General features: G+C 73.5%; 16 protein-coding genes. 10 read left to right on the top strand and 6 right to left on the bottom strand.

From position 1 onward, the window contains the following. Nucleotides 1-15: 15 nt before the first annotated feature. Both WME90_RS18765 and WME90_RS18760 read right to left on the bottom strand, forming a co-directional pair. Nucleotides 16-5637 carry a pentapeptide repeat-containing protein gene (locus WME90_RS18765; RefSeq protein WP_437282526.1) on the bottom strand — a complete coding sequence of 1874 codons (5622 nt, stop codon included), beginning with the start codon at nucleotides 5635-5637 and terminating at the stop codon, nucleotides 16-18. A 52-nt stretch (nucleotides 5638-5689) separates the two neighbouring features. Beyond that, nucleotides 5690-6277 (bottom strand): Uma2 family endonuclease, encoded by a 588-nt coding sequence (locus tag WME90_RS18760; RefSeq protein WP_437282525.1) that lies wholly within the window; start codon nucleotides 6275-6277, stop codon nucleotides 5690-5692. Nucleotides 6278-6760: 483 nt separating this feature from the next. Between WME90_RS18760 and WME90_RS18755 the strand changes: the two genes are divergently transcribed. Further along, on the top strand, nucleotides 6761-9427 hold the full coding sequence (locus WME90_RS18755) for a dynamin family protein (protein WP_437282524.1): 2667 nt from the start codon (nucleotides 6761-6763) through the stop codon (nucleotides 9425-9427). 82 nt (nucleotides 9428-9509) lie between these two features. Here the strand turns inward: WME90_RS18755 and WME90_RS18750 are convergent, their stop codons facing one another. The 3 genes from WME90_RS18750 to WME90_RS18740 form a co-directional block, all read right to left on the bottom strand. Further along, nucleotides 9510-11048 (bottom strand): protein kinase domain-containing protein, encoded by a 1539-nt coding sequence (locus WME90_RS18750; protein WP_437282523.1) that lies wholly within the window; start codon nucleotides 11046-11048, stop codon nucleotides 9510-9512. A gap of 54 nt (nucleotides 11049-11102) precedes the next feature. Next, a complete protein-coding gene (locus WME90_RS18745; RefSeq protein ID WP_437282522.1) occupies nucleotides 11103-12692 on the bottom strand; it encodes a 3,4-dehydroadipyl-CoA semialdehyde dehydrogenase in 1590 nt (529 codons plus the stop codon). 96 nt (nucleotides 12693-12788) lie between these two features. Beyond that, a complete protein-coding gene (locus WME90_RS18740) occupies nucleotides 12789-14318 on the bottom strand; it encodes a TolC family protein (RefSeq protein WP_437282521.1) in 1530 nt (509 codons plus the stop codon). A 185-nt stretch (nucleotides 14319-14503) separates the two neighbouring features. On the opposite strand from WME90_RS18740, the gene WME90_RS18735 reads away from it, so the two are divergent. Beyond that, a complete protein-coding gene (locus WME90_RS18735; RefSeq protein ID WP_437282520.1) occupies nucleotides 14504-15550 on the top strand; it encodes a hypothetical protein in 1047 nt (348 codons plus the stop codon). A gap of 73 nt (nucleotides 15551-15623) precedes the next feature. Here the strand turns inward: WME90_RS18735 and WME90_RS18730 are convergent, their stop codons facing one another. Further along, nucleotides 15624-17108, bottom strand: a complete 1485-nt coding sequence (locus tag WME90_RS18730) for a hypothetical protein (protein ID WP_437282519.1) — start codon at nucleotides 17106-17108, stop codon at nucleotides 15624-15626. A 143-nt stretch (nucleotides 17109-17251) separates the two neighbouring features. On the opposite strand from WME90_RS18730, the gene WME90_RS18725 reads away from it, so the two are divergent. The 8 genes from WME90_RS18725 to WME90_RS18690 all read left to right on the top strand — a co-directional run bounded on the left by WME90_RS18725 (nucleotide 17252) and on the right by WME90_RS18690 (nucleotide 25443). Continuing rightward, the gene (locus tag WME90_RS18725; RefSeq protein ID WP_437282518.1) at nucleotides 17252-17791 is read left to right on the top strand and encodes a hypothetical protein; all 540 of its coding nucleotides are present in this window, start codon (nucleotides 17252-17254) and stop codon (nucleotides 17789-17791) included. A gap of 39 nt (nucleotides 17792-17830) precedes the next feature. Continuing rightward, nucleotides 17831-20281: a DEAD/DEAH box helicase gene (locus WME90_RS18720; protein ID WP_437282517.1), complete on the top strand. Its 2451-nt coding sequence runs from the start codon at nucleotides 17831-17833 to the stop codon at nucleotides 20279-20281. A gap of 287 nt (nucleotides 20282-20568) precedes the next feature. Continuing rightward, nucleotides 20569-21258, top strand: a complete 690-nt coding sequence (locus tag WME90_RS18715; RefSeq protein WP_437282516.1) for a hypothetical protein — start codon at nucleotides 20569-20571, stop codon at nucleotides 21256-21258. A gap of 593 nt (nucleotides 21259-21851) precedes the next feature. Beyond that, nucleotides 21852-23201, top strand: coding sequence for an STAS domain-containing protein (locus WME90_RS18710; protein ID WP_437282515.1), 1350 nt, complete (start codon nucleotides 21852-21854; stop codon nucleotides 23199-23201). Beyond that, the gene (locus WME90_RS18705) at nucleotides 23201-23620 is read left to right on the top strand and encodes an STAS domain-containing protein (RefSeq protein ID WP_437282514.1); all 420 of its coding nucleotides are present in this window, start codon (nucleotides 23201-23203) and stop codon (nucleotides 23618-23620) included. Before WME90_RS18710 ends, WME90_RS18705 begins: the two co-directional genes overlap by 1 nt. Beyond that, complete coding sequence (locus WME90_RS18700; RefSeq protein ID WP_437282513.1) at nucleotides 23601-24386, top strand: anti-sigma regulatory factor; 786 nt, start codon at nucleotides 23601-23603, stop codon at nucleotides 24384-24386. The genes WME90_RS18705 and WME90_RS18700 overlap by 20 nt, the downstream gene beginning before the upstream one ends. Beyond that, nucleotides 24383-24967: a SpoIIE family protein phosphatase gene (locus WME90_RS18695; protein WP_437282512.1), complete on the top strand. Its 585-nt coding sequence runs from the start codon at nucleotides 24383-24385 to the stop codon at nucleotides 24965-24967. The genes WME90_RS18700 and WME90_RS18695 overlap by 4 nt, the downstream gene beginning before the upstream one ends. Then, on the top strand, nucleotides 24964-25443 hold the full coding sequence (locus tag WME90_RS18690) for an ATP-binding protein (RefSeq protein ID WP_437282511.1): 480 nt from the start codon (nucleotides 24964-24966) through the stop codon (nucleotides 25441-25443). Before WME90_RS18695 ends, WME90_RS18690 begins: the two co-directional genes overlap by 4 nt. Nucleotides 25444-25463 lie beyond the last annotated feature (20 nt).

Genomic DNA, 25463 nt, shown 5'->3' with positions numbered 1-25463 from the left:
CGCGCGCCCCGCCGATCACCGAGGTCGGTCGCGGAGCGCGTCGACCGCGCGCCGGATGCCCTTGGCCACCTCGGTCCAGGCTTCGTCCTGGTTTTGCCAGGAAGTGACCGGCTTGCCATCGGCCGGAAGCGCCTGGAGCCGAGCGAAGGGGGCGCTGTGCCAGTCGGTCGGCCGGAGGAGGACCGGGATGACTCGGGCTTTGCCGGCGTCGTGGCGCTCCAGGGCACGCTTCATCTCCCTGTCGAAGCAATAATCGGAGGCGAGGAAATCGGCGCTCACGAGGAGCAGGATCACGTCCGCCTCTTCGAGGTTCCTGTCGATCCGGCCAGCCCACTCGTCGCCGGGCTCGATACGGCGGTCGTGCCAGCCCCGGACCAAGCCGTCGCGCTCGAGCGGGGCGAGGTGCTTCTCCAGGTCGTTGCGGAGCCCCTCGTCCTCGTGGGAATAACTGAAGAAGAGGCGGACGGGGGCGGGCGGCGCCGAGAGGCTATCCACGGGGAGCAGCGGCTCGTCGTCCGGGATGCGAAGGCCGGGGACCAGCTCATCGAGCTCGCCCGGCTCGAAGCGGCAGAGGTTCGCGGCGTGCCAGAAGCCTCCCGAGACGTTGCCGCCGAGCTTGTAGCGGCCATCGGGGCGAAAGGCGACCCAGCCCTCGGGGAGCTTGAGGAGCACGGCGAGGCACGCGCCGGTGCGGACGTCCCAGAGGCGGACCGTGTTGTCGGAAGAGCAGGAAAACAGCGTCGCGCTGTCAGGGCTGAACGCGACGTTCACGACCGCATCCGAATGCCCTGCCAACACGCGAACGAATTCACCGGTCGATGCATCCCAGAGGCGGATGGTCTCGTCGGAGGACCCCGAGGCGAGCAAGGCGCCGTTCGGGCTGAAGGCAACGCTGTTGATGTGGGCCGAGTGGCCCAGCAGCGTGCGGATCATTTCACCGGTATCCGCTCGCCGCAGGAACACCCGGCGGTCGGAGCCGCCGGAGGCCAACGCCTTGCCGTCGGCGCTGAACGTCACGCTCAAGACACTGCTATCATGTCCCCACAGCTCGTGGATCATGCCCCCGTCCGCTACACGCCAGACCCGAACGGTTCCATCGCCAGAGCCGGAGGCCAAGGCCGAGCTGTCAGGGCTGAACGCCACGCTCCTGATCCCGTGCATGGCGCCCGCGAGCACATGCAACAGGACGCCGGTCGTCGCTGCCCAGAGCCGCACGGTGCCGTCCTTCGAGCCGGAAGCGAGCGTCGCGCCATCTGGACTGAACGCGATGCTCGATACGAAGTTGGAATGCCCTTGAAATCGGCGCGCCAGCTTGCCCGTGGCCACGTGCCAGAGCTGGACCGTGTTGTCGTGCGAGCCGACCGCCATGAACACGTCGTCAGGGCTGAACGCGAGAGCCATTGAATAGGCGCGGTATCCCGGATGGACGCGCAACCCGATCCCCCTCGACACGCTCCAGAGCTCAATGCTGCCTTCGGCGGAGATGGTGGCGAGCGTCGCTCCGTCACGGCTCAGCGCCATGCTCACGACAAGTCGGGAGCGACCCTCGATCACGCGCAGCGTCGACGCCTGCCATAGCCGCACCGCTCCGTCGCGGGAGCCGAAAGCGAGCGTCGCGCTCTCAGGGCCGAACGCCACGCTCGACACACGATTCGAATGCCCGGTCAGTACGTGCAGCGATGTCCCGGTCGCCGCATCCCATAGCCGCACCGTTCCGTCACGAGAGCCGGAAGCGAGCGCCGAGCCGTCGGCGCTGAACGCCACGCTCGTCACCGAATCCGAATGGCCCTCGATCACGCGCAGCACTTCTCCCGTCGACGTCCTCCAGAGCCGCACCCTGTTATCGATGGAGCCAGAGGCGAGCGTCGTGCCGTCAGGGCTGAACGCCACGCTCGTCACCCAGCCTGCGTGCCCAGCGAGCTCCAGCAGCAGCCGCGCCGTCGCCGTATCCCATAGCCGCACGATGGTGTCGCTCGATCCCGAGGCCAGCATGTCACCCGAAGGACTGAAGGCCACGACCGACGGTCCAGGCGTCTGAATCTGGAGGAGCTTGATCTCATTGAAGGTCGTCACGTCCCAGAGACGGGCGTTCGGCTCCTGCGAGCCGGAGGCGAGCGTCGCGCCGTCGGGGCTGAACGCCACGCTGAGCACGGGGTGCGAATGTCCTTTCAGCACGCAGAGCGGATTGCCCGTCGAGACGTCCCATAGCCGAACTGCGCTGTCCTGGGAGCCGGAGGCGAGCGTCTCGCCATCAGGGCTGAACGCGACGCTCGTGACTGGGCCGGAATGCCCCTTCAGCATGCGCAGCGCGCGGCCTGTCGTCACGTCCCAGAGGGCGAGCCCGTCAGCATGACCGGAGGCGAGCAACGCGCCGTCAGGGCTGATCGCCACCGCCTTGCACTCGCCGACCTGAACCCAGGTCGGCTCGAACCTCGCCGTATCCGGCATCGCCGCGCCGAACGTGTCGCACCCGTCGAACCGCGCCCCCCGCGCCCCCACGAGCTTCGCCCCGCGCAGCCTCGTCGATGCGAGCTTCACCTCTGTCAGATCTGCGCGCACAAGCCGCGCCCGCACCGCCGTCGCGCCCGTCAGATCCGCCCCGCAGAGCGCCGCTCCCGAGAGGTCCGCCCCGTCGAGCAGCGCCCCCGCCATCTGCGCCCCGCACAGGTTGGCGCCCACGAGCTTCGCCTCCCTCAGATCAGCACCCCGCAGATCGCAGCCGCAAAGGTTCTTCCCCGACAGATCTTGCCCCCGCAGATCCGCCCCTGCGAGGTTCATCCGCTCGCACACCCCGAGCCCCGTCCGCCGGTCGATCCGCAGCGCGTTCGCTGCAGCCACGGTTCCCCACGCCCCGCCGAGCGCCGCCCGGACCCACGTCGCCGCCGCCTCTCTTCCCGCGAGCGCCCCGAAGAAATCGGCCATCAGATCGCTCACCTCCCGCTGCGCGAGCGCCCCCGCCTCCCCGGAGCGCTGCACTTCCTCGGCCGCCTTCCGCGCCACAAGCCACTCGAGCACCGACTGGTGGATGAACCGGAAGTTCTCCTGGTCGTCCCACACGAGCAGCGTCCCCGACCCGATCTGGTGCCTCGTCACATCCAGATCGAGCTCGTGCCGACCGAGCGCCTGCAGCGCCGCGATGAGCTCCGCCGGCAGCTCGCGGATGTTCACGCCCTGCTCCGTCCGCTGCCACAGCCACGTCGCGAGCTCCGTCACAGCGCGCCACCGCTGCGCCACCGAGAGTCCAGGCTGCGCGCCCTTCGGGTGCGCGCGCTCGTACTCCCAGACGAGCCACCAATCCAGGAGCAGCTTGTAGAGCCCCGCCGAGGTGATCTCGCCGTCTCCCGCCTTCGCTTGCCGCAGCTGCGCCGCCTCGATCTCGGCGATGAACCCCAGCATCCGCGGGTTCGCCGATAGGCCGAGCAGGTCCTTCACCTCTGCGAGCAGCTGAAGGCGCTCGTCAGCCGCCTCCTCGCTGTCGAGCCGGTTCACCAGGAACCTGCGGATCTGCGCCCCGGTGAACGGCAAGAGCCGCGCGAGCCGATAACCGGGCAGCAAGGCGGCCCGCTCCGCGAGCGCCGACCTCACCTGCTGCTCCGAGATGAAGTGCTGGCTCCGGCTCGTGACCACCACCTTCGCCGCCTTGCCCTGCGCCGCCTGGATCAGCGTGTCGAAGTGCTCGACCGCGCGGTCGTACGTCACGCGGAAGGCGAGCTCGTCGAAGCCGTCGAAGAGCAGCGCGATCCGGCCCTCGGCCAGCATGTGCCGGAACGCGGGCAGATCGATCTTGCCGAGCCCCGCGAGCGCCAGGTGCTGCGCGATGAGCGCGTTCAGGTCGCGCGCCTTCTCCAGCGCGCGCATCTCGATGAGCACCGGCGTCAGCGGGCCGCCCGCCTTGCCCAGCCGCCGCGCGAGCTCGTGCAGGAGGAACGTCTTGCCCGTGCCGAAGTCGCCGAGCACCAGCACGAACCGGCTGTGCTCCGAGTCGAGCAGCTCGGTAAACGCGTCGAGCGCGCGCTCGTGCAGCACCTCCTCCTGGCCCATCGTGAGCGCGACGCGCTGGTCGACGTAGAGCGCCGGCGGATACGTGGGGTCCCGCTCGAGGCTCGCGTTCTGCCACGCCAGGTAGCCGCGGAAGTCGATGAGCCCCTGGTACTCGAGGAACCGCACGAGGCGCACGCGCCGCGCGCTCGCGTAACGCACGAGCTCCTCCGGCGCGGGCTCGCCGCCGTAGACCAGCGTGGACACGAGGCCCGGATCCTCGCGCCGGTACGACGCGTCGATGCTCTCGATGAACGCGGAGACCGCCTCGGTCGAGATGCCGCTCTCGAGCGCCGCGAGCGGGGCGATCCGGACGATGCCGCCCTCGTTGACCGAGACGCGAAGGTAGACGCCGAAGGGGAGGGGCGCGTCGAACCACTCGATCTTGACGCCCTCGGGCTCGCGCAGCCTGCACACGCGCTCGACCCGCGAGAGGAAGTCGTCGCTGCGCCCTTCCCCCGGCAGGAGGATGTCGTCGCCGTGCGGATCCGCGTGGCCGCCCCGCACGCGCGCCGGGAAGCGGCGCAGCCTCGGGCCTCGGCCGGCCTGCTCGGCGCGCGCGGGCGCAAGAAACCGCCTGAGGAACGCGACAAGGAGCTCCGCTGACGCGCGGCACGCGAACGCGCGGAAGCTGTCGTCCTTGTCGTCGTCGCCGTGATCCGAGACCGCCTTCGCGATGATCGATCGCCGCCCGAGGCGCTCCGCGACGTAGCCGATCGCCGCGGCCTCCATCTCGACGCCGAGCACCTTCCGCCCGATCGGCTTCAGCCGCTCGAACAGCCCCGCGTCCTCTCGCACCGCCTTGCCCGTGGCGATCGGGCCGATGTGTACGCGGAACGGCCGGGCCGGCGGCGGGCCATCCGGGTAGAGCAGGCGATCCCGGCGGACCTGCGCCATGCCCGATTCCGTGAGCTCGAGGCCGCCGTCGCCGACGCGGAGCACGCCCGCCGCCTCCAGCTCGCCGATGCGCTCGGTCCAGCCGGGGCACCGCTCGGCGCGCTCCGGCCGCGAGACGGGCGGTGGTCCCCCTTCCACCTGGCTCTCGTAGAGCGCGTGCCGGAGCCACCACGCCTGCGACGGCTTCGACGGCGGGCGCTCGGCCACGAACGCTGCCTGCCGCTCGAACTCGCGCGCGAAGAGCGCGGCATCCATGTTCCACGTGCGCTCGAGGTTGTACGTCTCGATGTCGTGGAAGGACGCGCCCTCGCCGCCGCCGTGGGCGACGCGCTCGCCCTCGTCGTAGCTGTAGACCCGGTCGGCGACGATGACGTCGCCGAGCGACACCTCGCCGCGCTTGCCGGCGCAGGTGCCGCAGACCGCGAGGCACCCCGGGTCGAGCGCGTCGATGAGCCCCTGCGCCCTCGCCCTCGCCGCCGCAGCGCTCTCGCCCATCTGCCCCGACCACGCCGCGGCGACGCGGAGCAGCTCGCCGCGGTCGTTCGGGAGGTCGCGGACATAGTAGGGGAATCCGCCCGGATCCCGCGCCTCCCGCCAGCCATGTCGGCCGCCCTCGCCGAGCGCGAGGACCGCCTCGAGCTCGTCTTGCAGCGCGGTCACGATCAGCGCGTCGACGCGCGCCGTGAGGAGATCCGGTGGCACGGGGCCAGTCTAACCCTCCCGCCGCGTCACGATGGAGAGGCGCCGTAGTCGTTCAGTCGCCTTCGAGCTCTAGATCTTCCCACCAGATGGAGAGCTCGATCTCCATCTCCTCGAAGGGCTCGGCGCGCACCCGCTCCGTCGGGCCGTGGACGCCGAGCTCCAGCCACCTGCCGTCGACGAGACGGCTGACCGCGAGCGACCTCGCCTCGGGGTCCACGTACCAGAGGTGGCTTACCCCTATCTCGGCGTAGAAGCGCCGCTTGACGATGAGATCATAAGCGCGCGTCCGGGGAGACAGGATCTCGCAGACCCAGTCCGGCACGGCGCGGATGGGCTCCTTCTCGGGCAGGCGAGGCAGCCGTTCGCGCCGCCACCCGGCGACGTCCGGCGAGATCTCCGGGGCGCGAGGGAGCTCGATGCCCGGTTCGACGAGGATCCACCAGCCACCAGGACCGTTGCGGCGCTTCTGAAATGGGCCGTGGAGGTCGGAGGCGATGCTGGTCTCGAGGCTCCCGTGCACGGCGCGCGGGCGAGGGAAGGCGTAAAGGTCGCCGTCGATGATCTCGCCGCGCATCGTGTTGGGCAGCGCTTCGAGGTCCGCCCTCGTCGCGGGGCGATCCAGCTTCCGGGCAAGGCTCATCAGGATGCTCCAGGGTCCCACGGAGCTTACCCCAGCGAGCGCGGCTGCTCGCCACGCTCTGAGCTGGGTCCTCACGTGGCGAGCCCCTCGCTTTCAGCGTTCGGTCCAGATCGAAACCCGGCCGAGCGCTCGTCGCCAGCCCCTGACCAGGGTCCTGACCTGTCGGTCCCCTCGCTTTCAGCGTTCGGTCCAGGTCGAAACCTGGCCGAGCGCTCGTCGTCAGGCCCTGAGCTGGGTCCGGACCTGTCGGCCCCCTCATTATCCAAGGTCCGGCCCAGGTCGAGATGTAGCCGAGCGCTCGTCGCCAGCCGCCGAGCAAGACCCTGACCTGTCGGTCCCCTCGTTGTCGAGGCCCCATCCAGGCGGAGACCTCCTGCGAGGCTCCCGGCGGAGCCGCCGGCCGGATCAGCGCCCGGCCGCCCGCCGCTCCGGCCTTCGCTTTTCCTTGGACGACCGCCCTCCAGGGAGGCTTTCATCGCGCCCATGGCGAGGCTCGTCGAGGCGCTGAACCGGTTCTTCGGGCGGGTCGAGATCCTCGCCCTCGGCCTCGAGAACGAGCGCAGCGCCGCCGAGGCCGCGCTCGCGAAGGGCATGCCGCTCGAGGCCCGCGAGCACGCGCGCACCATCCTCTCCGTGCTGCCCGACTCGGCCGTCGGGCTCGCGCTCTGGGCCGACGCCGCGGAGGACGCGTGGCTCGATCAGGAGGTCGTCGCCGCGCTCTCGGACCTCGCGAAGCGCGTCCCGTGGCGCGCCGACGTGTGGCTCCGCCTCGGGCGCGCGGGGCAGCGCGTCGGCTGGGACGGCGCGCGCGACGCGATCGAGCGGGCCACGTCGGCGCCGGAGGAGCGCGACGCGGCCCGCCTCGCGCTGCTCGATCTCTCGGACCTCGACCTCGCCGCGGGCGACCCGGCCCGCGCGCAGCGCTGGCTCGACCGCATCCCGGCGCCGCTCACGACCGTGCCCGACCGCGACGTGGCCCTCCGCCGCGCCGAGTGCGCGCTCGCGTACGGCGATCTCGACGGCGCGCGCGCCGCCGCGGAGATCCTCGGCGAGCCCACCGCGATCGAGGGGCGCGCCGCCCTCGTGCTCGCCCGGCTCGCGCTGGCCGAGGCGAGCGCTGCGGCGGGCTCCTCCGCGGCGGCCCTGCCGCCCGCCGTGGTGGGGCGCGCGCTCGACCTCGGGCTGCGGGCGCTCGTGCTCGACGTCCCCGGCGCGGCGGAGCTCTGCGCCGCCCTCGTCGCCGCCTCCCGCGACGTGCTCGTCGTCGACCGCGTGCGCCGCGTCGTCCGCGCCGCGGGCGCGCTCGACGAGCCGACCTGGGCCGCCGCGTTCGCCTTCGCCGAAGGGCGGCGCGACGACGCGCGGCAGGCGCTCGCGCGCGGGCTCTCCGCGGGCGACCGCTCGGCCGCGGCGGCGCTGCTCCGCATGGCCGTCGAGACGCGCGACCTCGGCGCGCTCGACGCGCTCGTCGCGCGCGGAAAGGACACGGACAAGGAGGAGCGCGGCGCGGCGGCGCCGGCGCTGCCGCCCGACCTGGTCCGGCTGCGCGACGCCGCGGCGATGGCGTCCGCGGGGCAGGGGAGCGGCGCGCTCGACGCGCTCGACGCGGTGACCGGCGAGGGCGCGGCGTGGGCCGAGGACATGCGCCGCGCGATCGTGCAGGCGTGGTTGCCCCCCGCGGACGGCGCCGCGGGGGCCCGCGCCGCCGCGGCCTGGAGCGACGTGCTGCGCGAGCTCGCGCGCACGGCCAAGCTCCTCGACCGGCTCGACCTGCTCGCGGCGATCGAGGCCCTCGCCGTCGAGCGGGAGCGCCCGCTGCGCGCGGCGGTGGTGGGCGAGTTCAACGCCGGCAAGAGCACGTTCCTGAACGCGCTGCTCGGCGAGGACGTGGCGCCGACCGGCGTCCTGCCGACGACCGCGACGCTCCACTGGGTCGCCTGGGCGCCCGATCCGTTCGCGCGCATCGTCGTGCGCGGCGGCCAGGACCGCGTCGTGCCGCACGCGGCGCTGAAGGACACGCTGCGCGCGCTCGCGGCGGCCGGGGACAAGGTCGCGCGCGTGTTCATCTACGCGCCCATCGAGCGGCTCAAGCGCGTCGAGATCCTCGACACGCCCGGCTTCAACGCGCCCGACCCCGATCACATCGCCGAGGCGCGGCGGGCGTTCGACGAGGCCCACGTCGCCATCTGGCTGCTCGACGCGCCCCAGGCGATGAAGGAGTCGGAGCGGCGGGTGCTCTCCGAGATCAGCGCGCTCGGCGTGCCCGTGCAGATCCTCGCGAACAAGGCCGACCGGCTCAAGCCCGACGCCCTGGAGACGGTGCTCGCGCACGTGCGCGACAGCCTCGCGGCGAGCTCCATCGCCTCGCTGACGCCGCCGATCGCGTTCTCGGCGCGGCTCTCGCTGAAGGGGCGCCTCGGCGATGAGGCGGCGCTCGCGGCCTCCGGGTGGGCCGAGGTCGAGGCGCTCTTCGCAGAGCAGATCGTCGACGCGAGCGACGCGCTCCGCGAGCGCGCGCTCCGGCGCAAGGCGGGCCGCGTCGCGGCCGAGCTCGCGCAGGTGGCCTCGGCGCGCGCCGCGGAGGACCGCGAGGCCGGGCGGAGGGCGCGCGCCGAGGCCGATCGCCTCCGCGCGAGCGCGGCGTACCTGCGCCGCGAGCGGCGCGCGCTCGCCGCGGCGATCGACAAGGCGATCGAGCCCGCGCGCCGGGAGCTCGCGTCCGATCTGCGCCCGATCGCGGCGCTGCCCGAGGAGCGCAAGCGCACGGACGCGAGCGTGCGCGCCTACGTGCAGGAGCGGCTCGTGGCGCGGCTGAGCTGGCCGCTCTCCGCCGAGATCGCGAAAGCGGCCCGCGCCGGCGCGGAGCCGGGGGCGCGCGGCGCGAGCGGCGCCGCCGGAGGGGACGCCGCGCCGTCGCCGCGGGCGGCGGCCCACGTGCGCGCCGTCCTGATGGGCATGGTGGCGGTGCACGACGCCCCCCAGGAGCTCGCGGCGCGCCCGATCGAGGGCGTCGTCGAGGCGGCGATCGACGCGTTCGCGATGGCGCTGTCGGCCGAGGCCGAGGCGCCGGTCCCGCCGCCCGCGTCGGCGGCGGTCGAGCTGCGCGCGCAGGCGCTCCGGGCCGCGTTCGAGGCGCCCGCCGGCGGCTGAGGCGCGAGGCGTCGGCGGCTGACGAAGAAGGGGCCGGCGTCGAAGCGTCCGCCGCGTCTGCCGGCGCATAGAGCGCGAGGCGTCAGCGGCTTAGGAAGAAGGCGATCACCCCGAGCGCCAGCCCGATCACGAGCGCCAGCGGCACCACGAGCCGGACCATCCACATGTCCGTCGGGCGCGCCGGCGGGCGCCGATCGCGCCGGATCGGCGCCGGCGCGATCTCGATGACGCCCTCGGCCGCGGACCGCGACGGCGGCCGCGCGGCGGCGGGTGCGCCGGCGCCTCGCGGCGCCTCCGGTCGGGGCGACGGCGCGCGGGTGGCCGCGGCGGGGAAGAAGTCCTTGCGATCGTGGATCACGACGTCGCTCGCCGGCGGATCGCTCGTCGGCGCGATGAGCCGCCGCGCCTGCGGGAGCGTGCGCGAGAGGTCGTCCGACGTCGGTCCGGCCAGCGCGTCGCGCGGGAGGGCGTTGCCAGGGAGCGTCGCGGCGAGCGACAAGATCGCGCTCGACGGCGGGCCGTCCGTCAGCGACGCCTCGGGGAACATCGACCTCGCGAGCGCCTCGCCCCGCTGCGCCGGCGGCGGCAGGTCGCCCTCGCGCAGCGGCGGCGCGGCGGTCATCGTGCTCCGGAGCGAGGGCGGCATCGCCGCCTCGACGGTCGGCGCGTCCTCGGGCGCGCTCGTCCGCGCGGCAGGGAACAGCGCGTCCGACAGGTGGGGCAGGAGCCTCTCGAGCTCGTCGTGCAGCTCGCGCGCGCTCTGCTGGCGCTGGCTCGGCCACTTCGCGAGCGCGGTGAGGATGATCGCCTCGAGCGCAGGGTGGATCTGCGGCAGGAACTGGCTCGGCGCGGGCGGCGCCTTCCGGAGGTGATCCATCGCCACCTCCCACGCGACCGACGTGGGCGGGAAGGGGAGCCGGCCCGTGACGAGCAGGAACAGGAGCACGCCGCACGCGTACACGTCGCTTCGCCCGTCGATGAGGTCGCCTCGGCACTGCTCCGGGGACATGTACGCGGGCGTGCCGACGACCACGCCGACGGTGGTGACCGAGGCCCAGGCGCTCATGGGCGCGCTGTTCGGCCCGTCGTCGCCGCCCCGGCCGTTCCTCTCGACCATCTTCGCGATCCCGAAGTCGAGCACCTTCACGCGCTCGACCGACGGGTCCGCCGGATCGCGCACGACCATCACGTTCTCGGGCTTGAGATCGCGGTGCACGATGCCCCGGGCGTGGGCGGCGGCGAGGGCGTCGGTGATGCCGATCAGGAACCGCGCGGCGCGGGCCTCGGAGAAGCGGCGCTCGGCGAGCAGGACCTCGAACAGATCCTGTCCGGCGACGAGCTCCATCACGATGTACGGCAGGTGGCCTTCGACGCCGGAGTCGAGGATCTGCACCGTGTTCGGGTGGTGGAGGCGCGACGCCGCCTTCGCCTCCCGGTAGAAGCGGGTGACGAACGTCTCGTCGCCGAGCAGCTGCGGGTGCATGATCTTGATGGCGACGTCGCGCGGCTCCTCGTCCTGCTCGCCGCGGTAGACCGCCGCCATCGCGCCCTCGCCGATGAACCCGGTGACGCGGAAGCGCCCTGCGATCGTCTTGCCGATGAGTTGCGGGCCCGCGCTCATGAGCGAGACTTCACCACAAAGTCCACGGAAAGAGCTACCCCTGGCCTTCTCGATTTACGGCTTCGCCGGCGCGGGGCGAGGCTCGCCCTTCACGCCGAGGATCGCCTCCAGGACCGGCCGCGACCCCTGCACGGCGGTGCGCTGCGAGTAGAAGTGGAGCCCGCGAAGGCCGCCGAGCTCTTCGCCGCCGCCGGCGCGGCCCGGGCCGCCGTGGATCGTCTGAGGGAGCACGGTGCCGGGGCCGGGCGCCTGATCGGCGATCTTCTCGCTGCCGAGCAGGACGCGGCCGTGGTACGGCGCGACGCCGATCAGCACCTCCGCCGTGAAGGCGCGGTCGTCGCTGTAGACGGAGCAGACAAGGCTCCCCCGGCCGCGGCGGAGCAGCGCGACGGCGTGCGCCGCGCCGCCGTCGTACGGGAAGAGCGTGGCGACGGGGCCGAAGACCTCGTGCTCGTGCGCGGCGGGCGCGCCGTCGGGGCCGCTCGCGACGAGCAGCGTCGGCGGCACGAAGTACCCCTTGCCCTGGGGCACGCCGATCGCATCGAAGGGCCCGGCGCCGCCGAGCGCCACCGCCGCCCCCGCCGCGAGGCGCTCGATGCCCGCGCGCACGCCGCGGAGCTGGTCGGCCGTGGTCAGCGGACCGACCGTGACGCCGTCCTGCGAGGGATCGCCGACCCGCGCGTCGCGGAGGCGGTCGACGAGGTCGTCGCGGACGGCGTCGACGACGGCCGCGGGCGCGAAGATGCGGCGGATCGCCGTGCACTTCTGGCCGGCCTTCTGGGTGATGTCGCGCACGACGTCGCGCAGGAACATCGCGTACGTCTCGGAGCCGGGCGCGGCGTCGGGGCCGAGGACGGCGCCGTTCAGGCTGTCGGCCTCGACGTTCACGCGGACGCTCTCGCGCGCGAGGCCCGGCAGGAGGCGGAGGGCCGCGCCGGTGGCGCTGGATCCGGTGAAGGCGAGGACGTCGTCGCCGCCGAGGTGCGCGAGGAGATCGCCCGGCGGGCCGGCGACGAAGGAGAGGGCGCCGCGCGGGAGCGGGGCCCGCTCGGTGAAGAGCTTCATCAGCCGGAGCGCGACGAGCGCCGTGCTTGTCGCGGGCTTCGTGATGACGGGCATGCCCGCGAGGAGCGCGCAGGCGGCCTTCTCCGCGAGCCCCCACGCGGGGAAGTTGAAGGCGTTGATGTGCACGGCGACGCCGGGGCGCGGGACGAGGATGTGCTGGCCGAAGAAGCGCGGGGAGCGCCCGAGCTGCACGCCCTCGCCGTCCGTGAGCAGCCGCGCGCCGCCGAGCTGGGCGCCGAGGTCGGCGTAGTAGGCGAGCGTGCCGATCGCGCCGTCGACGTCGAACTTGGCGTCGCCGCGGGTGTTGCCGCCGTTCTGGATGGCGACGTCGATGAGCGCGTCGCGGCTCGCGTGCGCGGCGCGCGACATGGCGCGGAGCAGCTCGCCGCGCTCCGCGAACGTGAGCGCGCGGAGCGCGGGCCCGCCCTCGGCGCGCGCGAACGCCACCGCGGCCGCGAGGTCGAGCCCGTCCGTGCTCGTCTCGGCGAGCGGCTCCTCGGTCGCGGGGTTGACGAGCACGTGCGGCGTACCCTGACCGGCGCGCCACTGCCCTCCGACGTAGCTCTCGAGCCGCTCCATCGGGCGCGTAGCCTACTCGCGCGTTCGCTCGGCACAACCCCCGCGCGGGGGTTATGCCGCGCGCGTCGCGTTCGCCGCGCACGTCCTGCGCATACCTCACTTGCACGAGGCGGACGCGAGCAGGGCGGTGATCTTCGCCTTCACCACCTCGAACTCCTTCACCGCGAGATCGAGCTCGGCCTCGCGCTGCCTGCGGCCGGACTCGACGAGATCGAAGCTCGTCGCGGTGCCGGCCTCGAAGGCGACCTGCGTGAGGCGCGCGGTCTCGCGCGCGAGGTCGCGCGACTGCTCGGCGACCGCGCGCGACTGCTCAGCGACGGCGACGCCCCGGACCGCCTGCGTCGTCTCGAGCCCTGCGGTGCGCTCCACCGCCCCGAGGCGAACCCGCTGCTGCTCGACCGCGGCCCTGTTGATCTGGAGATCGCCGTAGCGCGCCCCGCCGTCCCAGATGGGGATGGTGAGCATGGCGCCGATGGTCCACTCCCAGGACCGCGCCCGGACGGTGGACTCGTCCCCGAGCGAGGTGCGGGCGCTCAGCGTGCTCGACAGATCGACATTCGGGGCGAACGCGAGCTTCGCGTCGGCGAGGTTGCGCTCCGCGATCTCGAGCTCGGCCCGGGCGGCGCGGACGTCGGCGCGCTGATCCGAGCGCGCCTCGGCGCACTGCGACTGCACCTCCGCCGCGATCGCGTTCAGCGAGAAGCCCTGCGGGACGCCGACCTCGCCGCGCTCGCCCAGCACGGCCCCGAGCGCCTCCCGCGCCCTGCGCAGCGCCTCGTCGCCGGACACGAGCGTCGCGCGGGCGAGCGCGACGTCCTGCTCCGCGCGGACGACATCGAGCTTCGTGCCGGTGCCGAGGCGCTCGCGCCGCCGGGTCAGCTCGAGCCGCTCGAGCGCGCTGCGCAGGCCGACCCGGTTGATCTCGCTGACCCGCTCGGCCGTGACGATCGAGACGACGGCGTCCGCCGCGGCGCCGACCGTGACGCGACGGCGATCTTCCAGGCTCAGCTTGGCGACGTCCACCGAGCGCCTGGCGGTGCCGATGCCGTACCAGGCGCGCGGGGCGAGGATGGGCTGGCGGAGCGTGAGCGCCGCCGACAAGGTCGTCGGTGCATTCTCGACATCCTGATCCTGGATCGCTCCCGCAGCCGGCTCCCCGGGGGCGGGAGGGGGGGGCGGCGGGCGCCTCACGGCGCTGCCGCCCGCCAGCTCGTGATTCACTTCACCGCGCGCATCGAGGCTCGGCAGCGCTGCGGCGAGCGCCCGCCGCGCGACTCCCTCGGCGCGGGCGACCTCCTGCACGGCGATGGCGAAATCGACCGACCGCTGTTCGATGAGCGCGCGCGCGTCGTTCCAGCTCGCCAGCGTGCGCGCCGGCGGTGGGACCGGCGCGAGCGCCGGGTCGTCCACCTCGATGCGCTGCAGCGTCGCCGCCGGCGCGGCCGCGGCCGGCGCCGGCGGGGCTGCCGCCGGGGCCGTCGCGGGCGCTCGCTGGCCCGGCCGCGCCTGAGCCTGCTGGCCCGGCCGACCCTGGGGGGGCGCCGGCTGCGCGAGGGCGACGCCTTGGCACAGGACGAGGAGGGCGAGGGTGCGGACAGCGACCATGCGGGGCCGGCGACGAGGCATGCGCGATTCGATGCGCCGGACAGGGCGCGACGACAAGCCCGAAGCGGGCCCGAAGCGGGCTCGAAGCGGACAGGGGCGCGCCCCCGCCCTGCGCGCGTGTGCGAAACCGTGGGCGCGGGGAGCCCGCGTGGGCCGGCCCAAGTCGTGGCGACGGACCCAGGATGCGCCACTATTCTGGACCACCGATGCCAAGCCGGTTGCCCCCGATCGACATCTGCCTCGGCTGCGGGAAGCGGCGGCGGTGCGGCCCCGCGGATGCCTGCGCCCGCTGCGGCGAGCCGCCTCACCGCGCCGTGTGGCGGCGGTCCGAGCCGCGCGGCGCGTCGCCGAGGATCGAGCTGTTCCTGAGCGCGATCACGAGCGGGCTGCTCTTCGCGTACGCGGGGCTCTACACGCTGCTCCTCTCGGGCCTGGCCGGGGCCGCGGGCGACTCCCTCGCGGCCGCGCTGCTGCTCGCGGTGAGCCTCCTGCTCGGCGTGAAGGTCGCGCGGTGGATCGTGCGATCGATGTTCGAGCTCTGGGGCACCACGTGGGCCTACTGCTCCGCCGACGGCGCCCGCCGGGGCACCGTGCGCGCGCTCCTCGGGTGGTACGGCGCCGGCGAGGGCGTGAGCCTGACGGGCTTCCACCCGACGAGCCCCGGCTCGACGCTCTTCTGCTCGTCGGACGCGATCGAGGCGGGGCTGCCCGTCGTCGCCGCGAACCTCTCGCGCATCGCGGGCGCGAAGGGCGGCGACGCGTTCTCGCCGTTCGAGGTGCTGATGCTCAGCGCCTTCACCGGCCTCGTCGCGCGCGGCGAGGCGACCATCAGCAGGGCCACGGCGGTGCGCTGGCGCAAGGGCTGGCTCGGCGTCGCGCGGCGCGGCGCGCCCCAGCCGATATTCACGATCGAGCGCTCCGGAGATCGCGAGGAGGGCAGCGCGCTCGAGCGCGAGATCCTCTCGGAGCTCCAGGCCAAGGCGGACGGCCTCGCGCTCCTCGCGGAGCCCGCGGCGCCGGGGGGCTACCGCGACGCGGCGTGGCGGCCGCCGCCGGCGCGGCTCTGCATCGAGGAGGTGCTGTGCCCCCGCGCGCTCGCGCTGGCGGCGAGGGCGCTCCGGAAGGAGCCCCGCGGCGGCGCTCCGGTCGCGGTCGCCGCGGCGCTCGACGAGTTCGGCAAGCGCGATCCCGCCCGGATGAGCCACCTCCGCGTGCTCCTCGCGGAGCAGGGCCGCCGCGCGCTGTCCGCGTGAGCTCTCGCGCGGCGCGCCGTGCCAGGCGCAAACGCCGGCGCGCTCGCCGTCGTCGCGAGCCTTCGCTCGGCGCTCAGTGCCAGACGCCGATGCCGGCGCTCACGCTGTCGTAGCGGGGCGCGAAGTCCATGGACGCCTGCAGCGTGAAGGCGGTGTCGGGGACGAGGCCCCAGAGGGTCGTCGACAGCACGCGGACGTCCGCGCCGAACGTGAAGTGCTGCCGGCCCACGCGCCCGCTCCCCAGGCGGCCGAAGCGGTTCGGCTCGTAGTAGCTGCCGAACCGCGTGTGCACGCGGCCCGGGATCGGCTCCGTCTCGATCCCGAACCGCGGCGAGAAGCTCACGTGCGCGCCCGAGGTGCCCACGGCCGACGGGCCGTGCTCGCTCCCGGGCTGCCGCTGCGCGAGGAAGCGCTCCAGGCTCACCCCGTTCGACACGGCGCCCGTGACGAGGAGCTCCGCCGTGATGAGCAGGTGCTCGCGCGGCCAGTTCCAGTACCGGGCGCGCCGCTCCTCCTCGAGGACGGCCGGCCCGGCGGCGAGCTCGCGCTCGTCGGCGGCGCGCTCGCGCGCCCGTTCCGTGGCGAAGATGCGCTCGCGCCGCGCGCGCTCCTCCGGATCGTCGATGGCGCCGAGCTCGCGGTCCCTCCGCTCCTCCCGCGCGGCCTGCCTGCGCGCGATCGCCCCGCGGAGCTCCCGCTCCTGGGCGCGCGGGTCGATCCACGCCGGGTTGAGCGGGCGCGGTCCGACCTGCACGGCGAGCCCGACCTCGAGCTCCCAGGGGAGCACGACCTCGTTCGGCAGGATCAGCCCGCCGGCGCGGCGGACCTGCCCGTCCATGACCACGCCCTCGCCGAGCAAGCGGCCGCCGTTCACCGGGAAGCGGAACGTGGCGCCGAGCCGGTAGGACGCCCAGTCGGGGCGCACGAGCAGGCCGAGCTCCGGGGAGATGCCCGCGATGGTCAGGTTGGTCTGCTCGGCGCCGAGGCCGAGCGTCACCGCGCGCGCGCCGGCGCCCAGCACGAGCGCGTCGCCGAGCACGCGGGCCCCGCCTAGGAAATGGTACGTGCCGATCACGACCACGGTCTCGGCGCCGGCCTCGTCCGTCAGGGAGTACCGCTGCAGCTCGGCGTTGACCCCGACGCCGAAGTCGCCCGCCTGGAGCTGGCCGCCGAGGGTCAGGTACACGAAGTTCGAGTAGTCGAGGTCGATGTCGCCGCTGTTGTCGAAATCGTTGTTCTCGAAGAGCTCGATGGGCAGCGAGATCGACGCGGCCACGTCCCACTCGAGCCAGCGCATGCTGAACGGCTCGCGGAGCGCGGGCGCCGCGGCGTTGGCCACCATGCCGGCGATCCCCTCGGCGTAGCCGGCGTACGCGCCGGCGATCCCGGTCACGCGCAGGGGCGCCAGGATGGGCCCCTGGAAGAGGTCGATCGTGTAGGCGTTGTCCTGGAGCGGCTGGGCCAGCGCGGCCTCGGGCAGGCCGACGAGGGCCAGCGCGGCGAGCGCCGCGGCGGATCGGCGGGCGATGATGCGGAGCGCCGCGGTCCTGTCGGTCACCTCGCGCTGCTCCCGTCCAACAGCATCTCGTCGCGCCCGCGGCGAGGTGATAGCACTGGCGCGCACGGAAGGGACCGCGGAAGCGGAGCCCGACCGGCTGAGGCGGCCGCGCACCCTGGCCGCCCGAGGAATCGCAGCTCCCAATGCCCGCTCAAGCTCCCGCGCCCATCGCTCCTGCCCCGGCCGTGCCAGGGACCGAGGCGCGAGCGCGCCCTCTGGGAGCGGGGCGCCGCCCCGGCGGCCCTCGCGCCCGTGGCCGGCGCATCGCCCTGGTCGCGTACTACAGCTTCGCCGCGCTCATCATCGCCTCGTGCACCCTCCAGCTGATCCGGCAGGTCTTCTTTCTGCCGAGCGCGCCGTCGCCCTACGGGAGCTGCGAGGAGGGGCTCTTGGCGCTCGTCCGGGCCGTCGAGCGCGCCCGGGAGGCGGCCCCCGGGACCGACGGGGAGGACGCCGCCCTCGGCCGGTTCAGGAGCACGCTCGCTCCGGCGTGGACCTACCGGGACGGAGTCGCCGCCTCGTGCCGGGGCTCGGCGGACAACGAGCGCGCTCTCGACGCCATCGAGCGGCTCCGCTATGCGGAGGAGCACGCAGCGCGGCGCGAGGCAGGCGATCTGGCTCCGCTACGGCGGCGGGTCCGGGCGATCGTCGATGGCCAGCTTGGGCCCGCGTCCCCGAGATAATCCCCCGACGCGGCGATCACGCAGGACGATATGACCGACATGACCGTTCCTTCTCCCCCTGCCGCAGTGGCGGGTGAAGCGCAGACCAGCGACAAGCCCCAGCCGCCGCCCACCTTCGACGTGCTGCCCCTGTCGTCCGAGCTGCGCGAGACGCTCGCGGAGATCGGGTACGTGCACCCGACGCCGGTGCAGCTCGCCGTCTGGGAGCCGGTCACGCGCGGCCGCGACGCGGTCGTGCAGGCGCGCACCGGCACCGGCAAGACGGCGGCCTTCGGGCTCCCGATCGTCGACCACGCGGTGAAGCGCTCGCTCGCCCAGGCGCAGGTGCTCGCGCTGTGCCCGACGCGGGAGCTCGCGCTCCAGGTCTCCGCGGAGGTCGAGCGCCTCGGCAAGCGCAAGGGCATCAAGGTGGTCGCCGTGTACGGCGGCGCGCCGATGCAGCGGCAGATCGACGCGCTCGCCGCGGGCGCGCAGGTCATCGTCGGCACGCCGGGCCGCGTGCTCGACCACCTGCGCCGCGGGACCATCGTCGCCAAGCACATCCGGCTGCTCGTGCTCGACGAGTGCGACGAGATGCTCTCGATGGGCTTCGAGCGCGAGCTCACCGCCATCCTCGCCGAGCTGCCGCCGGAGCGGCAGACGCTGCTGTTCTCGGCGACGCTCCCGCCCGACATCGAGCGCATCGCGCGCAGCAAGCTGCGCTCACCCGAGTTCATCACCCTCTCGGGCGACGCGGTCGGCGCGCTCCAGATCCAGCACTACGTCTACCTCATCACGGGCGACAAGCTGACGTCCCTCGTCCGCATCATCGAGGTCGAGAACCCCGAGAACGCGGTCGTCTTCTGCAACACCAAGGACGAGACCGAGGCGGTCGCCGGGGCGCTGAAGCGCCAGGGCTACGACGCCGACTGGCTGAACGGCGATCTGCCGCAGTCCGACCGCGAGAAGGTGATGAGCGCGACGCGCGAGGGGCGCCTGCGCTTCCTCGTCGCCACCGACGTGGCGGCGCGCGGCATCGACATCTCGCACCTCACGCACGTCATCAACTACGACTTCCCGCAGGACGCCGAGGCGTACGTGCACCGCACCGGCCGCACCGGCCGCGCGGGTCGCACCGGCACGGCGATCGCGCTGATCACGCCGCAGGACGTCGGGCCGCTCTACATCTTGCGGCTGACGTACAAGATCCGCCCGCTCGAGAAGCAGCTGCCCACGGAGGGGGAGCTCAAGACGCGCGCCGAGGCGGACCTCGTCGCGATGCTCGCCGAGGCCTTCCTGTCGAAGGGCACGCACCCCGACGATCTCTCGCTCGCGCGCCGGCTGCTCACGCACGACCAGGCCGAGGCGATCGTGGCGGGCCTCCTGCGCGACCACCTCGGCGCGCGGCCTACGGCGCAAGAGGAGGCGAGCGCCGCGCGGCGCGCCCAGCAGCCGCAGCGCGCGGCGGCGCGCGAGAGCGAGGGGCGCGGCGCGGATCCGTCGACCAGGCCCGAGCCCGGGGCGCGCGGGCGGGCGGCGCGGGACTCGAGCCCCCGAGCGGCCGACTCCGCCGAGCCGCGCTCGCCCGAGCCGCGCTCGCCCGAGACGGAGCGCAGCGAGCGCGAGCGTGAGCTCGCGCGCGAGGGCGAGCGGGACCGCGGGCGCGAGCGCGATCGGCGATCGCTGCGCCTCCGGCGGGACGAGGGGCGGCGGGGCCCTCGCGGCGCGGAAGCGCCTGGGGGAGACGAGCCGCGCCGGCCCGAGGGGGCGCGGGCGCGCGACGACGGCCCTGTCTCGGTCGAGCCGCTCACGCGGCCGGAGCCGCTGATGCGGATCGAGCCGCCGCGGGGCGAGGGCGCGCCGGGCCGCGGCCCGGCGGAGCGCCTGCGCGACCGGCCCGCTGCGACGCTGCTGTCGGCGCGCCGCGGCGCTGGCGCTGGCGCCGCCGGCGCCGCCGGCGCCGCGCCGGGCAGGCCTCAAGGCGGCGCGTCGGGCCAGCCGTTCTCGCGCCACGCCGACTTCACCATGTGGCAGCCGCCCGAGGAGGAGGGCGACGACGAGCCGATCCTCGGCGAGCCTCCGTCTCCGGCGCCCGGCTCGCCGGTGTCGCGCGGCGGCGAACGAGAGCGCGCGAGCGGCGCGGCGCCGTCGGCCCCCGGGGAGGCCGCGGTCGAAGTCGAGAGCGGCGAGGCCGGCGAAGCGCCGCGCGCCGAGCCCTCGCGCGACGAGGCGGACGGCGAGTTCGTCGAGGTCTTCATCAACCTCGGCCGCCGTGACGGCGCGCGCGCGGCCGATTTCCAGCGCGCTCTCATCGAGCGGGCCGGCATGGCGAAGGGTGACATCCGGCGCATCCGGGTGCGCGAGCGCAACGCGTTCGTCAGCGTGCCGAAGGCGGAGCTCGCGCGGGTCGTGGCGACGCTGAACGGCGCGACGATCGCGGGCAAGGAGGCGCGCGCGGAGCAGGCTCGGGAGCGCACGTCAAGCGCCGAAGAGGTGGCGGAGGACGCCTGATCGCGGGGCGCGCGGGTCGTGCGAGTCGTTGCCAAAGCGTCGGCCCGCCGCCACATGGCGGCTGACCGGGCTCCGCGCGGGCGTTTTATACCGTCCCGCGCGGCGCAAGACGCCGCCCGCCGGCGCGGCTCAGGCGCGGATGAGGCGCGAATGAGGCGCGAATGAGGCCCAGATGGCGCGCGGGTCGATGGTGCGCCGGTAGGGGCTCGCGTGCGACGCATCCAGGCGTCGCGCCTCGGCGCGCAACGCGCTAGCCAAGCTCGCCCACTGGTCGTATCACGGAAGGGATGGGGCGCAGTGGAGCGGAGGACATCGACCGGCTTCGACGGGACATCGATCGAGCGCTTGCAGACAAGCTCGATGCGGACAGGGTGCTCCCGCTGCTCGCGCGCCTGGCCCGCGCGACGGCGCCCGGGAGCGAGCCGTGGCTCTACGCGCACCGCCACCTCGCGGAGATGGGCGTGGAGCACGACCCGTGGCGCGCCGCGCTCTTCGCGCGCCGCGTGCTTCAGTTCCACGAGGAGGACGACGGCGCCTGGGCGGTGCTCGGCCTGGCGCAGTCGCTGCTCGGCAACTACCGCTATGCAGCGCGCGCGTACGAGCGCGCGCTGGCCATCGCGCCCGAGAACCCGTGGTACGCGCATAACCTCGGCCACCTCTACGACGTCGCGCTGAACCGCCCGCACGACGCCTTGCCGCTCCTGGCGCAGGCCACCGAGGCGCAGACGGGCGAGGCCGACATCGCCGCGAGCTACGCCCACGCGCTGGCCCGGTGCGGCAAGCTGGTGCTCGCCAAGAAGATCTTGAAGCGCGCCATCCGTCATGGGGCGACCGCCGACCAGATGGCGCTGTGGCGCTGGCTCGACGCCGGCGCCCCGACCACGGGCGAGAGCGGGCCGAGCCCTCAGCGCCCGGCCGATTCGAAGCGCAAGGCCAAGCGACGGCGCGCTCGCGAGCGCCAGAGCCTCGGCGATTGAGCTTGCGCGGCTCGCGAGCTGCTCTGGTCACGCAATCCGCGCTGGTGAAGCAGCGCGCGTCGTAGGGGAGGAATCTCACGTGAGCGCGGGCCCTCTGCATCCGCACATCCGAGGATCGGAAGCACAAGGTGCGCGCCGACCGAGCTCGGCTGCGCTGCGGCGCGGCATAGACGCGGCCGACGTGGACGATCGTGACGTGGGGCACGGGCGCGGTTGTGCGGACACGGGCTACCTCGGCTGGGCGACTGTGGATGCCGTCGCCACAAGCGACACGCACGGCCGACGCGAAGCTTGACGGTGGGTTGTCCGGTTGGCGATAAGCTGTGTTTCTCGACTGGTGCTGGACACGGTCCCCGTTGGGGACAGGGCACCCTGCGAGGAGAAGAAATGAGCGTCACGAGCGTGCAAAGGACGGACAGGACGGCGAAGCGCAACGCGCGCTCCGCGGCCGTCTCGTTTGGCCCGCGCGGCTCATCCTCCCGGCGCGCACGGCTCGATCGGTCCAGCAAGGGGATCCGCTGCGTCGCGCACCGGAGGGACGCGCTGCCTGGCGTCACGCACGGCGCGCGCGGGCTTAGGACGGAGAGTTCGCGATGAGCGAAGAAGCTCTGCGGCTAGAGATTGCGAGGCTCACGGAGCGCATCGCGACGCTCGAGCAGCAGATCGAGGGGCACGAGCGCGCGGCGAAGGAGCAGGCAGCGCAGCTCGATCGGGCGACGCTCGATGCGCGCGAGCGCGGCGAGCAGCTGGCCCGAGCGGACGAGGAGCTGCGGCGACAGGCGGGCATCTTCAAGCTCGTGCTCGACAGCATGGCGGACGGCGTCGCCGTCGTCGACGACAGGGGCGAGCTCCTCATGCGCAACCCGGCCGCGGAGCACATGCTCGGCCGCGCGCCGCTCGACCTCTCCTCGGGGGACGACGAGGGGCCCGGAGACGCCACGCTGTTCTTCCCCGATCGGACGACCCCTTGGCCGGTGTCCGAGCACCCGCTGTCGCGCGCGCTGCGCGGCGAGACGGTGGATCAGATCGAGCTCTTCGCGAGGAGGTCCGCCGAGCAAGACGGCCGGGGCGTCCGCCGATCCAACGGCGTGGCGGCCGGCTCGATGCAGACCCTCGCGCCCACCTCGGGGCCGCAGGGGGACGACGTCGAGCCGCGGTCGGTCCGCGTGCCGTCGGTGTTCGTCGAGCCGCGCATCGAGCACGGCCCGGTGTCCGGCCTGTTCCTGACGGTCAGCGCCAGCCCGATGCGGGGCAAGGACGGGTCGATCTCCGGCGCCGTCGCCGTGTTCCGCGACGCGACCGAGAAGAAGCGCCTCATCGAGGATCTCGAGGCGAAGAACCGCGACCTCGTCGAGAGCGAGAGCGCCAAGAGCGAGCTCGTCGAGCGGCTCCGTTACGCGATCGACGAGATCTCGACGCCCATCCTCGAGCTGTGGGATGACGTCCTCGCGCTGCCGATCATCGGCGTCGTCGACTCGCGCAGGAGCGCCCAGATCATGGAGCGGCTGCTCGACGAGATCGTCCGCCGCCAGTCGCGCTACGTCATCATCGACGTGACCGGCGTCGAGGTGATCGACACGCGGACGGCCGACCATTTCATGAAGCTCATGAAGGCGGTCGAGCTGCTCGGGGCGCGCTGCCGGATCACCGGGGTCAGGCCGGCCGTCGCGCAGACGATGGTGGAGCTCGGCATCAACCTCGGCACCGTGCGCGCCGCGCGCAACCTGAAGCACGCGCTGCGCGAGAGCATGGCGCTCGCCGGCCAGAAGCCGACGCCCGCGTCGCTCATGGGAGGCCGCCGCGGCGCGGCCAAAGACAACGAGAAGCAGACAGGACAGCCGTTCACCCCCGGCGGCCCGCGGGCCGCCTTCGATCCGTCGGGCAGCGGTGCCATGACCACGACACAGCTGCAGCTCAGCGCGAGGAAGGAGACGTCCACTTGATGCAAGCGGGTAGGGTCCCCATCGTGGGCCTCTTCGGGAACTTAATCGTCTCGGTGCAGGGCGGGCTCACCGACGGCCAGGTGGAGCAGCTGCGCGACGACGTGACCGGGTCGATCGAAGCGCGATCGCCCCGCGGCCTCATCGTCGACCTCTCCGGTGTCGAGATTCTCGATAGCTATCTGACCCGCGCCATCCGTGACATCGCGCTCACGGCTCGGCTGATGGGCGTCCGGACGGCGGTGTGCGGCCTGCGCCCCGCGGTCGCGATCGCCCTCGTGGAGATGGATCTCGAGATCCCTGGCGTGGTGACGGCGCTCAACCTGGAGCGCGCAGTCGAGATGCTCGCGCCGTCCGCGGAGGACGACATGGTGCCGCCGGAGCTCACGAACGAGGTGACGCATGAAGATCCCTCCTCGTGACGGACCGCCCTCCAGCGGCGGCGCCACGGGGCCGCCGTCGAGCCGGTCCGGCGGACCGGTATCGACGCGCATGCCAGGCTCGCCGCAGTCGGCGCGCGGCCCTGTGCCGTCGACTCCGCAGATCGTCGGCCGCTCGATCACCGATCAGATCGAGACGGTGCTGGCGCAGTTCCTCTCGCCTGCGGTGAGGAAGAGCGTCATCGACTGCGGGATCCGGCAGGCGAAGGTCGATCCGCTGGTCGCGCGCGAGGGTGATCTCCGTCGCCTCCTCGTCGAGGTCAAGCGCGGGGTGAAGCTGTTCGTCCGCGACCAGGCGCAGCTCGATCGGTGCATCTCCGAGCTCGGGGAGCTCGATCACGCCGCCCCTGCGCCGCGCGAGATCACCATCGATGTGCGCAACGAGGAGGACGTGCTGCGCGCGCGGTCTGCCGGCCGCGAGCTCTGCATCGAGCACCTCGTCAGCGACGTCCTGCAGACGAAGATCGTCACCGCGATCTCCGAGCTCGGGCGCAACATCGTCAGGTACGCGGGCAGCGGCCAGGTCGTCGTCCGCTCGCTCACCTCGCCGATGCGCGCGATCGAGATCGTCGCGCAGGACAACGGGCCTGGGATCACGAACCTGCCGGAGATCCTGAGCGGCAAGTACCGCTCGCGCCACGGCATGGGCGCGGGCCTCCGCGGCACGAAGGCGCTCATGGACGCGTTCGACGTCAAGACGGCGCCTGGCGCGGGGACGACCGTGACCGTCAGGAAGTACCTCGGATGACTGTAGCTATCGGGACCGCGTGCTGCGTCGCGGCCGGCGAGGAGGTTGCCGGCGACGAGGTGGTCGTGGTCCGACGGTCCCCCTGGGTGCTGATCGGCCTCGCCGATGGGCTCGGTCACGGCCCCCACGCCGCGCAAGCGGCCTCCGCGTTCTGTCGCTACGTCGAGGAGCACGCATCGATGCCGATCGAGGATCTCTTGACCGGAGCCGGGGAGCAGCTCGCGTCGACGCGCGGGGCGGCGGCTGCGCTCCTGCGCATCGACGAGAGCGTGGGTGAGCTCGAGTTCTCGGGCGTCGGCAACATCGCGATGAAGGCGATCACGCGGACGGCCATGCCGAGCTTCTGCTCGGCCGGCATCCTCGGGCGGCGCGTGCGGCGGCTCCGCAGCTTTCGCTTCCCCATATCGCCCGGCGACGTCGTCCTGCTTCACTCCGACGGGATCGCCAGCGCCTTCGATCTCGGGGCGTTCCGCGACCTCGATCCCGAGGAGATGGCGCGCCGGATCGTCGACGCCCACAAGAAGTCGTTCGACGACGCGACGTGCGTCGTCGCCGTGGTCCGCGACAGGGGCGCGGCGTGACGCAGAGGTCCCCGCCCGCGTTCAGCATTCCCGTCACGCGCGAGGAGGATCGCTTCGCCTGCGCGGCCGAGGGCGCGCACATCGCGCGCTGGGCGGGGCTCTCGGAGCGCGCCCAGCACGAGCTCGCGATCGCGATCGCCGAGCTCGTGTCGAACGCGGTGCGCCACGGCGGCGGCGGGAGCATCAGCATCCGCGCGATCCGAGACGACACGCAGGCGGGGAGCGGTCGGTGGGGCGTCGAGGTGATCGTGCGCGACTCCGGCCCCGGCCTGGACCCGAAGCTGGCGCTGATCGAGGAGGTCGGGCCGAAGAGCGATCGCGGCCCTTCCTCGTCGAACTCCGCGCGTCTGACGCCGAGGATGCCCGGTCAGGGGCTCGGCGTCGGGCTCGGCGCCGTGTACCGGCTGATGAGCTCCGTCATCATCCGCTCGTCACCCGGGATCAGCACCGAGGTGATCGCCGTCAAGTGGAAGTGAGCGGCGCCTCGCAGGCGGCG

The organism is Sorangium sp. So ce375, from assembly GCF_051473855.1.
Lineage (GTDB): Bacteria > Myxococcota_A > Polyangia > Polyangiales > Polyangiaceae > Sorangium.
The sequence above is the reverse complement of the archived record's forward strand: the minus strand, read 5'-3'. Positions and strand labels throughout refer to the sequence as shown.